This window comes from Aquabacterium olei (assembly GCF_003100395.1).
GTDB classification, from domain to species: domain Bacteria; phylum Pseudomonadota; class Gammaproteobacteria; order Burkholderiales; family Burkholderiaceae_C; genus Aquabacterium; species Aquabacterium olei.
Genome location: NZ_CP029210.1, coordinates 2,891,760 through 2,904,232 on the forward strand (window position 1 = coordinate 2,891,760; position 12,473 = coordinate 2,904,232).

13 protein-coding genes are annotated in these 12,473 nt (G+C 67.5%); 3 read left to right on the plus strand and 10 right to left on the minus strand.

All coding sequences use genetic code 11. The features are described 5' to 3' along the window. Positions 1–465, plus strand: coding sequence for an HIT family protein (locus tag DEH84_RS12930; RefSeq protein WP_109037220.1), 465 nt, complete (start codon positions 1–3; stop codon positions 463–465). A gap of 77 nt (positions 466–542) precedes the next feature. Here DEH84_RS12930 and DEH84_RS12935 read toward each other — a convergent pair whose 3' ends face one another. From DEH84_RS12935 to DEH84_RS12950, 4 genes are all read right to left on the minus strand, one after another. Next, positions 543–1,019, minus strand: coding sequence for a chemotaxis protein CheW (locus DEH84_RS12935; RefSeq protein ID WP_109037221.1), 477 nt, complete (start codon positions 1,017–1,019; stop codon positions 543–545). A 29-nt stretch (positions 1,020–1,048) separates the two neighbouring features. Beyond that, positions 1,049–3,226: a chemotaxis protein CheA gene (locus DEH84_RS12940; RefSeq protein ID WP_109037222.1), complete on the minus strand. Its 2,178-nt coding sequence runs from the start codon at positions 3,224–3,226 to the stop codon at positions 1,049–1,051. Positions 3,227–3,282: 56 nt separating this feature from the next. Next, positions 3,283–3,645 (minus strand): response regulator, encoded by a 363-nt coding sequence (locus DEH84_RS12945; RefSeq protein WP_109037223.1) that lies wholly within the window; start codon positions 3,643–3,645, stop codon positions 3,283–3,285. A gap of 96 nt (positions 3,646–3,741) precedes the next feature. Then, positions 3,742–4,191 (minus strand): hypothetical protein, encoded by a 450-nt coding sequence (locus DEH84_RS12950; RefSeq protein WP_109037224.1) that lies wholly within the window; start codon positions 4,189–4,191, stop codon positions 3,742–3,744. Positions 4,192–4,379: 188 nt separating this feature from the next. On the opposite strand from DEH84_RS12950, the gene DEH84_RS12955 reads away from it, so the two are divergent. Both DEH84_RS12955 and DEH84_RS12960 read left to right on the plus strand, forming a co-directional pair. Then, positions 4,380–5,615: a hybrid sensor histidine kinase/response regulator gene (locus DEH84_RS12955; RefSeq protein ID WP_109037225.1), complete on the plus strand. Its 1,236-nt coding sequence runs from the start codon at positions 4,380–4,382 to the stop codon at positions 5,613–5,615. A gap of 4 nt (positions 5,616–5,619) precedes the next feature. Further along, complete coding sequence (locus tag DEH84_RS12960; protein ID WP_109037226.1) at positions 5,620–6,249, plus strand: response regulator; 630 nt, start codon at positions 5,620–5,622, stop codon at positions 6,247–6,249. A gap of 30 nt (positions 6,250–6,279) precedes the next feature. On the opposite strand, the gene DEH84_RS12965 is transcribed toward DEH84_RS12960, so the two are convergent. The 6 genes from DEH84_RS12965 to DEH84_RS12990 all read right to left on the minus strand — a co-directional run bounded on the left by DEH84_RS12965 (position 6,280) and on the right by DEH84_RS12990 (position 12,466). Beyond that, a complete protein-coding gene (locus DEH84_RS12965) occupies positions 6,280–6,825 on the minus strand; it encodes a Dps family protein (RefSeq protein WP_109037227.1) in 546 nt (181 codons plus the stop codon). A gap of 157 nt (positions 6,826–6,982) precedes the next feature. Then, a complete protein-coding gene (locus tag DEH84_RS12970; RefSeq protein ID WP_109037228.1) occupies positions 6,983–7,714 on the minus strand; it encodes a hypothetical protein in 732 nt (243 codons plus the stop codon). Positions 7,715–7,763: 49 nt separating this feature from the next. Then, positions 7,764–10,259 (minus strand): UvrD-helicase domain-containing protein, encoded by a 2,496-nt coding sequence (locus tag DEH84_RS12975; RefSeq protein WP_109037229.1) that lies wholly within the window; start codon positions 10,257–10,259, stop codon positions 7,764–7,766. A 49-nt stretch (positions 10,260–10,308) separates the two neighbouring features. Further along, positions 10,309–11,550 (minus strand): NAD(P)H-dependent flavin oxidoreductase, encoded by a 1,242-nt coding sequence (locus DEH84_RS12980; protein ID WP_109037230.1) that lies wholly within the window; start codon positions 11,548–11,550, stop codon positions 10,309–10,311. Positions 11,551–11,627: 77 nt separating this feature from the next. Next, a complete protein-coding gene (locus DEH84_RS12985) occupies positions 11,628–12,044 on the minus strand; it encodes a YqjK family protein (RefSeq protein WP_159098959.1) in 417 nt (138 codons plus the stop codon). Next, the gene (locus DEH84_RS12990; protein WP_109037232.1) at positions 12,041–12,466 is read right to left on the minus strand and encodes a phage holin family protein; all 426 of its coding nucleotides are present in this window, start codon (positions 12,464–12,466) and stop codon (positions 12,041–12,043) included. Before DEH84_RS12990 ends, DEH84_RS12985 begins: the two co-directional genes overlap by 4 nt. Positions 12,467–12,473 lie beyond the last annotated feature (7 nt).

The following is a 12,473-nucleotide window of genomic DNA, read 5'->3' on the forward strand; positions in this document are numbered from 1 at the left end:
ATGGGCCAACGCGATCCGGGCCGACTCGTCGGCTGCGAACTGTGCATGCAGGACGGTGGGCTGCTGGTTCACCGTGGCGTGAAGCTGCGGGTGATCCGGGCCACCGAGCCCGAGCATCCGGCGTTCTACCGCGTGGTCTGGAACGACCACGTGGCCGAGTGGACGGACCTGCCGCCCGCAGACCGCAGCCACCTCATGCAGGCAGTGGCCAAGGTGGAAACCGTGCTGCGCGAGCACCTGCAGCCCACCAAGGTGAACCTGGCCTCGCTGGGCAATGTGGTGCCGCACCTGCACTGGCACGTGATTGCCCGCTTCGACTGGGATGGGCGCTGGCCTGCGCCCGTGTGGGCGCCGCTGCGCGAAAGCGTGCCGGACGCCGAGGCCCGGCTGGCCGTGCCGCTGTCGGCACTGGACCGACTGGTGGCCGAGGCCGTGCGCGAGCTGGACCTGGCGACATCACTCTGACGCAGGCATCGCGTCGGACGCAAAGAAAAAGGCCCGGCATGACCGGGCCTCTGCTTTTGCGGTGACGCCTGACGGGCTCAGTCGATGAGCCCCATGTCTTCGCTCATCAGCATGCTCTCGATGTCGAGCAGGATCACCATGCGCTCGCCCACCTGGGCCAGGCCCTTGATGTAGGTGGCGTCGATGGCGGAGCTCATCTCGGGCGCCGGACGGATGGCCTCGGCCGGAATCTCCATCACGTCGCTCACCGAGTCCACCACCGTGCCGATGGTGCGCTGCCCGATGTGCAGCACGATGGACACCGTGAAGGCGTTGTACTCGGCCGAACTGCAACCGAAGCGCAGGCGTAGGTCCACGATCGGCACGATGGTGCCGCGCAGGTTCACCACGCCCTTCAGGAAGTGGGGCGCGTTGGCAATGCGGGTCGGGTTCTCGTAACCGCGGATTTCCTGCACCTTCAGGATGTCGATCCCGTACTCCTCGTCACCGAGGCGGAAGGTCAGGTACTCGCGTGCCAGATCGGTCTGCACGTCCAGTTTTTCCATCATGCCCATGGGAATGTCTCCTTCTCTACAAGCCCGGATCAGTGACGCGAGCGGCGCACGAGGCTGCCGACGTCCAGGATCAGGGCCACGCGGCCGTCACCCATGATGGTGGCGCCCGACACGTCATTGACCTTGCGGTAGTTCGATTCGAGGTTCTTGACCACGACCTGTTGCTGGCCGAGCAGCTCGTCGACCAGCAGGGCCACGCGCCCGCTTTCGGCCTCGACCACCACCATGATCCCGCTGTTGTGCTCCCAGTCGAAACGGGGCACCTGGAACACCTTCTCCAGTTCGATCACCGGCATGTATTCCTCGCGGACCTCGACCACGCGGCCGGAGCCGCCGATCGTCTTGACCATCTCGGGGCTGACCTGGAAGGACTCGACCACCGACGACAGCGGCAGGATGTAGACCTCTTCGCCCACGCCCACGCTCATGCCGTCCATGATGGCCAGCGTCAGCGGCAGGCGCACCGCCACACGCATGCCGTAGCCTTCGGCCGAATCGATCTCGACCGTGCCACCCAGCGAGGTGATGTTCTTCTTGACCACGTCCATGCCGACACCGCGGCCCGACACGTCGGTCACTTCGTCGGCGGTCGAGAAGCCCGGTGCGAAGATCAGGTTCCACACCTCCTGGTCGGTCATCGTGTCCGGTGCGTCGATGCCCTTCTCACGGGCCTTCTTCAGCAGCTTCTCGCGCGACAGGCCGCGGCCATCGTCGCGCACTTCGATCACGATGGAGCCGCCCTGGTGCGAGGCCGCCAGTGTGATGGTGCCCACTTCCGGCTTGCCCTTGGCGAGGCGGTCGTCCGGCATCTCGATGCCATGGTCGCAACTGTTGCGCACCAGGTGGGTGAGCGGGTCGGTGATCTTCTCGACCAGGCCCTTGTCCAGTTCGGTGGCTTCACCCTGCGTGACCAGCTCGACCTTCTTGCCCAGCTTGTTGGCCAGGTCGCGCAGCATGCGCGGGAAGCGGCTGAACACCGTCGACATCGGAATCATCCGGATCGACATGACCGCTTCCTGCAGGTCGCGGGTGTTGCGATCCAGATCGGTCAGGCCCGAGACCAGCTGCTGGTAGACAACCGGGTCGAGGCCACGGCTGTTCTGGGCCAGCATGGCCTGGGTGATCACCAGTTCGCCCACCAGGTTGATGAGCTGGTCGACCTTCTCGACCGAGACGCGGATGGTCGAGGCTTCGAGGCCGGCGTGCGGCTTCTCGGCCTTGGCCGCCACAGGCGCCGGCTTGGGGGCCGGTGCGGGCTTGGCCACTTCAACCGCGACGGGGGCAGGCGCCGGTGCTTCCGGGGCACCCGGCGCGTTGTCGAAGAAGCCGTAGCCCTTCTCGGCCGCCGGGGCTGCGGGCGCCGCCGCGACCGGTGCGGGCTCGTCGAAGAAGCCGTAGCCCGGATCGACCGCCGGAGCCGCTGCGGCACCGGCCTCCGCGAGGGCCACGAAGCTGACCTGCTCGCGGGCCACATGGAAGGTGAACAGGTCCAGCAGTTCGGACTCGGCGGCGGCGGTGCTCACCTTGAAGCGGCGCAGACCGGCCAGCGCCGCGTCATCGGGCAACGGCTCGATCGTGCCGAGGTCGGTGATTTCCTTGAACAGGTCCACCAGGTTGTCGGCCTGCGAAGGGTCGGCCAGGGGGCCGACGCGCAGTTCGACAGTGCGCGGGCCCGAAGTGGGGGCTGCCGCCGCAGAAGCCGATGCCACCTCGGCAGGCGCCGGCGCAGGTGCGGACAGGGCCGGCGCGGCAACCACCGGGGCCGCCGCCACGGCGGCCGGCGCTTCGCCCGACGCCATCGCACGGATGTGGAACAGCAGTTCGGTCGTGTCCACCTCGCCGCCACCCGATCCCTGGTGGCGCGCCAGCATGGCCTTGAGCGCATCGCCCGCCTGCAGCAGCACGTCGACCATCGGGGCCGTCGGCGCGAGTTCATGGCGGCGCAGCTTGTCCAGCAGCGTCTCCATCTGGTGCGTCAGCTCGGCCACGTCGCTGAAACCGAACGTGGCGGCGCCGCCCTTGATCGAGTGCGCACAACGGAAAATGGCGTTGAGCTCTTCGTCGTCGGCGGCAGTGATGTCCAGCTCCAGCAGGAGCTGTTCCATGTTCTCGAGGTTCTCGCCGGCTTCTTCAAAGAAGACCTGGTAGAACTGGCTCAGGTCGATGCCGGCCGATGAAGTGCTGTTGTCCGTGCTGGTCTCTGCCATGTCAGGCTCCTGGAGATTGTCGTGCGCTGCGCGGGCCCGTGTGCCCCGGCGTCAGGTCAGCGGATGACCTTCTGGATCACCTCGATGAGCTTGTTCGGGTCGAAGGGCTTGACCAGCCAACCCGTTGCGCCGGCCGCGCGCCCGGCCTGCTTCATCTGATCGCTCGACTCGGTCGTCAGGATCAGGATGGGGGTGGTCTTGAACTGCGGGTTCTCGCGCAGCTTCTTGGTCAGGCTGATGCCGTCCATGCGGGGCATGTTCTGGTCGGTCAGCACCAAGTCAAAGCTGCGGCCGCCGGCCTTCTCGTAGGCATCCTGACCGTCCACGGCCTCGACGACGTTGTAGCCGGCGCTCTTGAGGGTAAAGGAAACCATTTGGCGCATGGACGCAGAATCGTCGACGGCAAGGATCGAATGCATGTCGCTCTCCGGTACTTGGAATAACAGGACAGATCGGCTGTCTGGAAAAAATGAAACCAGTCGCTTGACGGGATTTCGACAGATGGGACGGATTCTTTAGAACAACTCGACCGACCCGGCGTCCATCTCGTCCTGGGTCACCGGGTTGGGTTTCATCGGGGCATCCGCCACCACCGCCGCGCCATCCGGGTCGTCGTCGCCCAGGGCGTCGCGCGCGATCTGGTCGGCACAATTGCGCAATCGGTTGTTGGTGTGGGCGATCAGCTGGGTCGCCATGTCCTGGAACTGCAGGGCCGTGACCGTGCGGTACAGGGTCTGACGCACCTCTTCCAGGTGCGGCGTGATGGCATGCCCCTGGTCGATCACGTCGCTGAGCTGCCCGGCCGTCCCGTGGAAACCTTCCATGAGCACGACGCAGGCGTCGTCCAGAAGTCGCTGCAGGCGCTCCAGGTCGTTGGACGCCGTCATCAGGTGGTCCTGCAACTCCGCTGCGAGGAGGAGGGGCATCTCCGCAGGGGGGCTGGCGACCGGTTCGTCGTAACTCATCGTGGCTCCACTCAACCAGTTTGTGTGTCGCGCCATCCGAGGGCGACGCGATGAAGGATGTGCCCGGCACACCCAGGATCCCCCTGTCATCGGCACAGTGAGGGTCCGGCTTAAACCGGTTGTTAGAATTTTTCGCATTTCAAGGCGCCAGTTGTTCACAATCACGTGGCAATTCCAGGCACTCATCCATGGATCGAAGGCAGCGCGTGTCCGATTTCACACCCCAGCCCCCTGTTGTCGCCGTAGCGCCCGCGTCGGGTGCCGACGGCCTGCCGCCGGTGCGCCTGAAGGTCCTGCACATCGAGGACAACGAGGAGGACGCGGCGCTGGTCGCCATCCACCTGCATCGCGGTGGCATCAATGCCGACATCCACCGCATCGACACCGAGGTGGCCCTCTCCGACGCCCTGCACGAAGACTGGGACCTGATCCTGTCCGACTACAACCTGCCGGGCTACTCGGGGCTGGCCGCGCTGGACAAGATCCGGGCGCTGGGCAAGCTGGTGCCCTTCATCCTGGTCTCGGGCGAGATCGGCGAGGACATTGCCGTGCAGGCCATGCGCAATGGCGCCAACGACTACCTGCTCAAGAGCAACCTGACGCGACTGGCGCCGGCCGCCCTGCTGGCCATCGAGGCCAACCGCATCCGCATCGCCAAGCAGCGGGCCGACCTGGCCCTGAGCCGCTCGCGGCAGCAACTGCGCGAACTGGCCCAGCACCTGCAGACCAGCATCGAGCAGGAGCGGGCCGCCATCGCCCGCGAAATCCACGACGACGTGGGCGGGGCGCTGACCGCCATCAAGTTCGATCTGGCGTGGATCGCCCGCCACGCGCCGAATGCCCAGATCGCAGACCGGGTACAGCAGGCGCTGGAATCCGTGAACCACGCCCACGAGGCGAGCCAGCGCATCATGCACAACCTGCGACCGGCCATCCTCGAGCAGGGCCTGGTGCCCGCGCTGCAGTGGATGACGGACCGGTTCGGCAAGCGCACCGGCCTGCAGGCGCGCTTCCGCACCAGCCAGGAACAGCTGGAGCTGCCGGCCGGTGTGCCGCTGGTGGCCTACCGCTTTGCGCAGGAGGCGCTCACCAATGTCTCCAAACACGCACAGGCCACGCAGGTCAGCGTCGACGTCACGCAGGCCGGCGGCGTGCTGTCCATCGAAGTCACCGACAATGGGCGAGGCCTGAGCGCCGACGACCTGGCCAAGGCCCGGTCCTTCGGCATCCGCGGCCTGCACGAACGCGCGGAAACGGTGGGTGGCTGGGTCGACATCAGCAGCAACCCCGGCGGCACCACGCTGATCCTCTCCGTCCCGCTGTCAGGGCCGGAAAATGGCTTCATCGACCAACTGTTCACGAACCTGGACGCGGACACCCCGGCCAGCGACACGGACCCCGACGATCCCACGGTATGGGGCTGAGCACATGATCAAAGTCATACTCTGTGACGACCACGCGCTGATCCGGCGCGGCATCCGCGACACGCTGGCCGATGCCGCCGACATCGAGGTGGTGGGCGAGGCCGCCGATTACGGTGAGCTGCGCGCGCTGTTGCGCGACAAGAGCTGCGATGTGCTGGTGCTCGACATCAACCTGCCCGGCCGCAGCGGGCTGGACGTGCTGCACGTGCTCAAGGAAGAAGGCAGCACGCTGAAGGTGCTGGTGGTCTCGATGTACCCGGAGGACCAGTACGCGATGCGCGCACTGAAGGCCGGGGCCTCGGGCTATCTGAACAAGGGCAGCGACGCCGCGCAGATCGTGGCGGCCGTGCGCACGGTGGCGCAGGGCAAGAAGTACGTCACGCCCGAGATGGCGCAGATGCTGGTCGACAACCTGACCACGCCGGCGCAGGAAGACCTGCACCAGAAGCTGTCCGACCGCGAACTGCAGACGCTGGTGATGATCGCCTCGGGCAAGCGCCTGTCGGACATCGCCGAGCAGCTCCTGCTGAGCCCCAAGACGGTGAGCGTCTACCGGGCGCGCGTGCTCGAAAAGCTCGGGCTGACGAACAACTCCGAACTGACGGTCTACGCCATCCGCAACGGGCTGGTCTGAGGCCACGCCCGCTGCGGTGGGTTCACAGTCTCACTCTTCCAGCATCGAGCGCAACATCCAGGCGGCCTTCTCATGCACGTCCAGGCGCTGCGTCAGCAGGTCGGCGGTGGGCTCGTCCGAGGCCTCTTCCACCAGCGGGTACAGGCTGCGCGCTGTGCGGGCCACGGCCTCGTGCCCGTCCACCAGAATGCGGATCATCTCCTTCGCCTTGGGCGGCGTGGTGGGCGCATCCGGCAGCGTGCTGATGCCGCCGAAATCGGCGAACGAGCCCATGGCCGGGAAGCCGAGCGCGCGGATGCGCTCGGCAATCGGGTCGACCGCGTTCCAGAGTTCGGTGTACTGCGCCATGAACATGGTGTGCAGCGTGTTGAACATCGGCCCCGTCACGTTCCAGTGGAAGTTGTGCGTGGTGAGGTAGAGCGTGAAGGTGTCGGCCAGCAGGCCGTTCAGGCCCTTGGCAATGGCCGCGCGGTGCTCGACGCTGATGCCGATGTCGATCGGCGCACCGCCCGCAGCGACAGGCGGGAGGACCGCCTTGGCGGCTTTGGGGGAAGACTTCTTGTCGGACTTGGCCATGCGGTGTGACTCCTGAATGGAATGAGACGGCGTCGCGGGGAACGCGACCAAAGCAATCTGCCGATCACTTTAGCGCGCTCGCGGCCCCTCGCACAGCATGGCCTTTGAATTGGCTCAATGACGGCGTTCGGCGCCTTCAATGAGCCCGTAGATCCGGTCAGAAGCGCAGACCGGCCTTGATGCTCGCGCTGGTGGCGTCGCCCGTGCGATCGGCTTCGAAGGCCAGGTTCACGAGCAGCAGGTTCACGCTGACACCGGCAAACAGACGGGTCTGGGTGTAGCGCTCGCGGGCCCAGCGGCCGGCGTCGTCGGAGGCGCGACTCTGCACCAGGCCCACGCCGCCGTACGGGGTCACGTTGGCAAAGCCCTTGGACACCGACAGGTCGACGCCCTGGCTGCGCAGGTTCATGTCGCCCAGGCCGCTGGTCTGCGTGTAGAAGGCGCGCACGGCCACCGCCGGGGTCAGCACGCCGCCTTCGATGAAGGCCCACTTCACGTTGCCGCTCAGGGCGCGCACCGAGGTGCCGGGGATCAGGGTGTAGGACCCGCCCACATCGATGCCGAAGGGCAGGCCCTTGTCCGCGCGCAGCGTGACGGTGGGCAGCGTGCTCGGCACGTTGTCGGAGCCGGTCGCGCGCTCGACGATGCGGTGGCTCTTGATGCGGGTGCCGCCCACGCTCACGCCGACATCGAAGCCAGTGATGCCCAGGCCTTCGGCAGGGGCCTGCGGCTTGTAGGCCAGCGTGGCGCTCAGGTCTTCGGCCAGCTGGCGAAACTCGCCTTGCGAGGCGAGCTGGTCCAGTGCGTCGAATTCATAGGCGTGGGCACCAGCGGCGCAGGTCAGGGCGGCAACCGCCAGTGCGGCGCGTCGGAAAGCAGCGTGTGTCATGAACGGTCTCTTCTGAATGAAAAACAAAAACGGAGGCCCCGCAGCGGGCTCATTCGATCGGGGTGAGTTTGGCCACGCTCAGCATCAGCCACTTCGTGCCATGCCGGCCGAAGTTGACCTGCACGCGCGCGTCCGCGCCCGTGCCTTCCAGCGTCAGCACCACGCCTTCGCCGAACTTGGTGTGGAACACGCCCTGCCCCACGCGCAGCCCGCCTTCGTTCTTGGCCTCGGCCATGGCCTTGGGCAGCGGCGCAGTCAGGTCCTTGAAGGTGTCTTCTTTGCGGGCGCCGCCCCAGGCCTGGCCGCCGTAGCCGCCGCGGCTGCCTCCACCGTAGGCGCCCTGGCCGCCCTGCCCGCCTTGTCGGTAGGGCTGCGCACCGGCGCCCACCATCGAGCCCATGCCGCGGCCACTCGACCAGGCGTCCTGATACGACTTGGCAAAGCCGGAGCCGAAGCCCTGATTGCGCGGCGTGAGCCACTTCAGTGAGGCCTCGGGCAGCTCGTCGAGAAAGCGGCTCTTGATGTTGTAGCGGGTCTGGCCGTGCAGCATCCGGGTCTGACTGAAGCAGATGTTCAGGCGCTGGCGCGCCCGCGTGATCGCCACGTACATCAGCCGGCGTTCCTCTTCCAGGCCCTCGGTCGTGTTCATCGAATTCTCGTGCGGGAAGAGGCCTTCCTCCAGCCCGGTCAGGAACACGTTGTTGAACTCGAGGCCCTTGGCCGCGTGAATGGTCATGAGCTGGACGGCATCCTGCCCTGCCTGGGCCTGGTTGTCGCCCGCTTCCAGCGAGGCATGTGTCAGGAAGGCCAGCAGCGGCGAGATGATCTCGCCGGTCTCGGCATCGGGCAGGGTGTTGGCCAGCGCCACGGCAGCGGGCAGGCCTTCGCTGATGGCACCGGCGGATTCGTCCACCGGCAACGCCACGGCGTCCTTGCCAAAGCCCTCCTGCGTCACGAAGGCCTCGGCGGCGTTCACCAGTTCGGCCAGGTTCTCCAGCCGCTCCTGGCCTTCTTTTTCCGCGCGGTAGAAGTCGGCCAGCCCCGAGGCCTCGACCACGTGCTCGATGATCTGGCGCAGCGTCAGGCCGCGCGTGCACTCGCGCATGGCATCGACCAGCGCCACAAAGCCCTGCAGGTTGGCCCCCGTCTTGCCGGGCACGGCCGTCACGCTCTGCGCCAGGCTGCGGCCCGTGCTGCGCGCCGCATCCTGCAGCAGCTCGACGCTGCGCGCCCCGATGCCGCGCGCCGGAAAGTTCACCACGCGCAGAAAGCTCGTGTCGTCGTTCGGGTTCTCGATCAGGCGCAGGTAGGCCAGCGCGTGCTTGATTTCCGCGCGTTCGAAGAAACGCAGGCCGCCGTACACCTTGTAGGCCACGCCCGCGTTGAACAGCGCCGATTCGATCACCCGCGACTGCGCGTTGCTGCGGTAGAGCACCGCGACCTCGTGCAGCGGGTGGCCCTCGCGGTGCAGCAGGCGCGCTTCTTCCACGATCCACTGCGCCTCGGCGTAGTCGCTCGAGGCCTCGTACACGCGGATCGGCTCACCCTGCCCCGCGTCGGTGCGCAGGTTCTTGCCCAGGCGCTTGCTGTTCTGCGCGATCAGCGTGTTGGCGGCATCGAGGATGTGGCCGAAGCTGCGGTAGTTCTGTTCCAGCTTCACCACCTTGGGCACGCGGAACTCGCGCTCGAAGTCGGCCATGTTGCCGACCTGCGCGCCGCGGAAGGCGTAGATGCTCTGATCGTCGTCGCCCACCGCAAACAGGCTGTTGCCCGTTTCTTCCGGTCGGCCGGCAAACATCTTCAGCCACAGGTACTGCAGCCGGTTGGTGTCCTGGAACTCGTCGACCAGGATGTGCTTGAAGCGGCGCTGGTAGTGGGCCCGCACCTCCGGGTGGTCGCGCATGATCTCGTAGGTGCGCAGCATCAGCTCGGCAAAGTCGACCACGCCCTCGCGGGTGCACTGGTCTTCATAGGCCTGATACACCGTGAGCTGCATGCGGCCGAGTTCGTCACGCGGCTGGATGTCCTTCGGGCGGCGGCCCTCTTCCTTGCAGTTCGCGATGAACCACGTCGTCTGCTTGGGCACGCACTTTTCTTCGTCGTACTTCAGCGCCTTGATGATGCGCTTGACGGCCGAGAGCTGGTCTTGCGTGTCGAGGATCTGGAAGGCCGACGGCAGGCCGGCGATGCGGGCGTGAGCACGCAGGAAGCGGTTGCACAGGCCGTGGAAGGTCCCGATCCACATGGCCCGCGTGTTCACCGGCAGCATGGCCGACAGACGGGCCTGCATCTCCTTGGCGGCCTTGTTCGTGAAGGTCACGGCCATGATGCTGGCCGGCGTGGCCTGACCGGTCTGCAGCAGCCAGGCAATGCGCGTCGTGAGCACGCGGGTCTTGCCCGAGCCGGCACCAGCCAGGATCAGGGCAGGCCCGGGCGGGGCCGTCACGGCGGCAAGCTGCTCGGGGTTCAACCCGGCCAACAAGGAAGAGGAGCCGGTGGTGGCATGCGGGGCCGCCAGGCCGGAGGGCGCGTTGTGCTCGGTCATCGACCGATTTTAGGCGGCATTGCCCCGCCGCCCGGGCGCGGTGTCCCGCTCAGGCCCCTTGGGGCACGGGCGAGCCCAAGGCCATGTCACGTGTCAGCAAACGCGACATCAGCTCGCCCACGCTGCGGATCTGGTCGCCAAAGGGCAAAGCCCCCGCACCGCGGAAGAACAGCCCCTTGTTGACGTCCCCGCGCAGGGCGGCGGCCAGCTGGTTGTCGATGCAGAACTGCCCCCAGCCCGCCAGGCCGTCGCGCAGGCCGCACTGGGCCAGGCAATCGAAAGCTTTGGTGCAGCGCTTGCGCACCTGGGTCACGGCCTGCAGGCGGTCTTCCACGCGCAGATAGGCCTTGAGCCAGGGCGTCATCACGGCGCGCGCCGGCAGGCCGGCCACGCTGGTGAAGGTGGTCAGGTCCTCCTCACGCGCCTCGGCCAGGACACGCTTGAACTCGGGGTGGGCGTCCGATTCTTCCGTGACCGCGAAGGGCGTGCCGAGCTGTACCGCCGACGCGCCGAGGTCCTGCAGCCGCTGGATGTCTTCAAAGGTGCGGATGCCGCCCGCCGCAATCAGCGGCACCTCTTTCTCGATCCCGGCGTCACGCAGAAACGCCCGCACGGCCGGGATGACGTTCTCGAAGTCGAATCGCGTGTCCTGCAGATCAGCCACCTTGGCGGCACCCAGGTGGCCACCGGCCAGCCGGGGGTGCTCGATCACGATGGCATCGGGCAGGCGCTTCTTGCGCTCCCATTTGCGCACCACCAGTTGCACGCCCCGGGCGTCCGACAGGATGGGCACCAGCAGCGCGTTCGGATGGTCCTGCGCCAGGTCCGGCAGGTCGAGCGGCAGGCCGGCGCCCACCACCACGGCATCGATGCCGCATTCCAGCGCCCGTTTGATGGCCGGCGCGTACTCGCTCACCGCCCGCATCACATTGACTGCCAACAGGCCGCGCCCTTGCGACAGCGCACGGGCTGCCGCGATCTCGCGCTCGAGCGCTTCCAGGTTGGCCTCGTCGATCTGGGCCTTGGTGTCCTCGTCCTGACCGATGCGCGAGGCCAGGCCTTGCGTGCGCGCCATCAGGTCGGGATGGTGCCGACGCAGGTCGACGGACGACAAGGTTCCCACGCCGCCCGCTGCGGCCACAGAGCCGGCCAGCCGGTGCGCCGACACGCCGACACCCATGCCACCCTGAACGATCGGCAGCAGGTGCCGCCCACCCAGAGACAAGGGTTGGAGGCCACTGCGCTCGAGCAGGCCGGCGAGCTCGGGGTGGACGTGCGGAAGGTCGGTCATGACAGGGCGATGCGGTTGCGCACTGGGCGCGGAACCGCCACGGTAGTCCTGTCGTCCTGTGGACCGCTTGCCCCAGGTCAAGCGCCCGGCTTGCTGTCTCGGCGTGGCGACGCGGTCGCGGCGGTACCAGCACCGCCTGTACGGTTCGCCGCGCCAGATGCGGCCAGAGTGCCCGCCAGGGCCACCACCGTGCTGACCACGGGCCGCCAGCGTTGCCACAGGGCCCACGCGCCCAACAGACGGCCGCTCAGCCCCACGGCACGGCGCGGGCGCCACCACAGCCACGCCAGCGCCACGCCACCCAGCAACCAGGGATGACGACGCAGCCAATGACCCGCGCCCACCACGCGGTCAAGCACGCGCTCGGCGGGTGACACCAGGGTGATGTAGTCGTCGGCCAGTTGGCGGCGCAGCACGGCACTGCGGTCGATCAAGGCCCGCTTGCGCGCCTCACGCGCTGCCGCGACGCCGCCATCCGACCAGGGCGCACTCATGGGGCGGCCCCCGGCGCGCCGCCCATCTCGCCCATCAGGGCGCGCCGGTCGGCCTCGAGTTCGGCCAGGGTCGCAGGCAGCAGGCCCGCACGGCCCGCCCAAAGACTGCGGATGCGCCACCATGCCAGCCCCGCTGCGGCACCCAGCATCAAGGTGACGCTGCCCAGCGCCAGCAGGCGGTGTGTGTCCCAGAACAGCACCGTGACGAACACCGCCGCAAACGCCAGCGCAAAGCAGGCCAGCACCACGGCCGCCGCGCCCCACGCCAGCGTGGCCAGCAGCCGGTCGCGCTCTTCCTCCAACTCGATGCTGGCCAGCGCGAGCCGGTCGTGGCCCAGCGCCATCAGGGTCGCCAGCAAGCCCCGCAAAGAGGCCGTCAGTCGACCCGATGCCGTCGCGGAATCGGCAGCCGTGTCACCCATGCGCGAC

Excerpts from the sequence above, each read along its gene's own strand:
- DEH84_RS12935 (WP_109037221.1), bottom strand. The coding sequence starts at position 1,019 with ATGGGCATGATGGAAAAACTGGACGTGCAGACCGATCTGGCACGCGAG.
- DEH84_RS12960 (WP_109037226.1), top strand. The coding sequence starts at position 5,620 with ATGATCAAAGTCATACTCTGTGACGACCACGCGCTGATCCGGCGCGGC.
- DEH84_RS12950 (WP_109037224.1), bottom strand. The coding sequence starts at position 4,191 with ATGAGTTACGACGAACCGGTCGCCAGCCCCCCTGCGGAGATGCCCCTC.
- DEH84_RS12970 (WP_109037228.1), bottom strand. The coding sequence starts at position 7,714 with ATGACACACGCTGCTTTCCGACGCGCCGCACTGGCGGTTGCCGCCCTG.
- DEH84_RS12940 (WP_109037222.1), bottom strand. The coding sequence starts at position 3,226 with ATGGCAGAGACCAGCACGGACAACAGCACTTCATCGGCCGGCATCGAC.
- DEH84_RS12990 (WP_109037232.1), bottom strand. The coding sequence starts at position 12,466 with ATGGGTGACACGGCTGCCGATTCCGCGACGGCATCGGGTCGACTGACG.
- DEH84_RS12975 (WP_109037229.1), bottom strand. The coding sequence starts at position 10,259 with ATGACCGAGCACAACGCGCCCTCCGGCCTGGCGGCCCCGCATGCCACC.
- DEH84_RS12945 (WP_109037223.1), bottom strand. The coding sequence starts at position 3,645 with ATGCATTCGATCCTTGCCGTCGACGATTCTGCGTCCATGCGCCAAATG.
- DEH84_RS12980 (WP_109037230.1), bottom strand. The coding sequence starts at position 11,550 with ATGACCGACCTTCCGCACGTCCACCCCGAGCTCGCCGGCCTGCTCGAG.
- DEH84_RS12985 (WP_159098959.1), bottom strand. The coding sequence starts at position 12,044 with ATGAGTGCGCCCTGGTCGGATGGCGGCGTCGCGGCAGCGCGTGAGGCG.
- DEH84_RS12955 (WP_109037225.1), top strand. The coding sequence starts at position 4,380 with ATGGATCGAAGGCAGCGCGTGTCCGATTTCACACCCCAGCCCCCTGTT.
- DEH84_RS12965 (WP_109037227.1), bottom strand. The coding sequence starts at position 6,825 with ATGGCCAAGTCCGACAAGAAGTCTTCCCCCAAAGCCGCCAAGGCGGTC.
- DEH84_RS12930 (WP_109037220.1), top strand. The coding sequence starts at position 1 with ATGGGCCAACGCGATCCGGGCCGACTCGTCGGCTGCGAACTGTGCATG.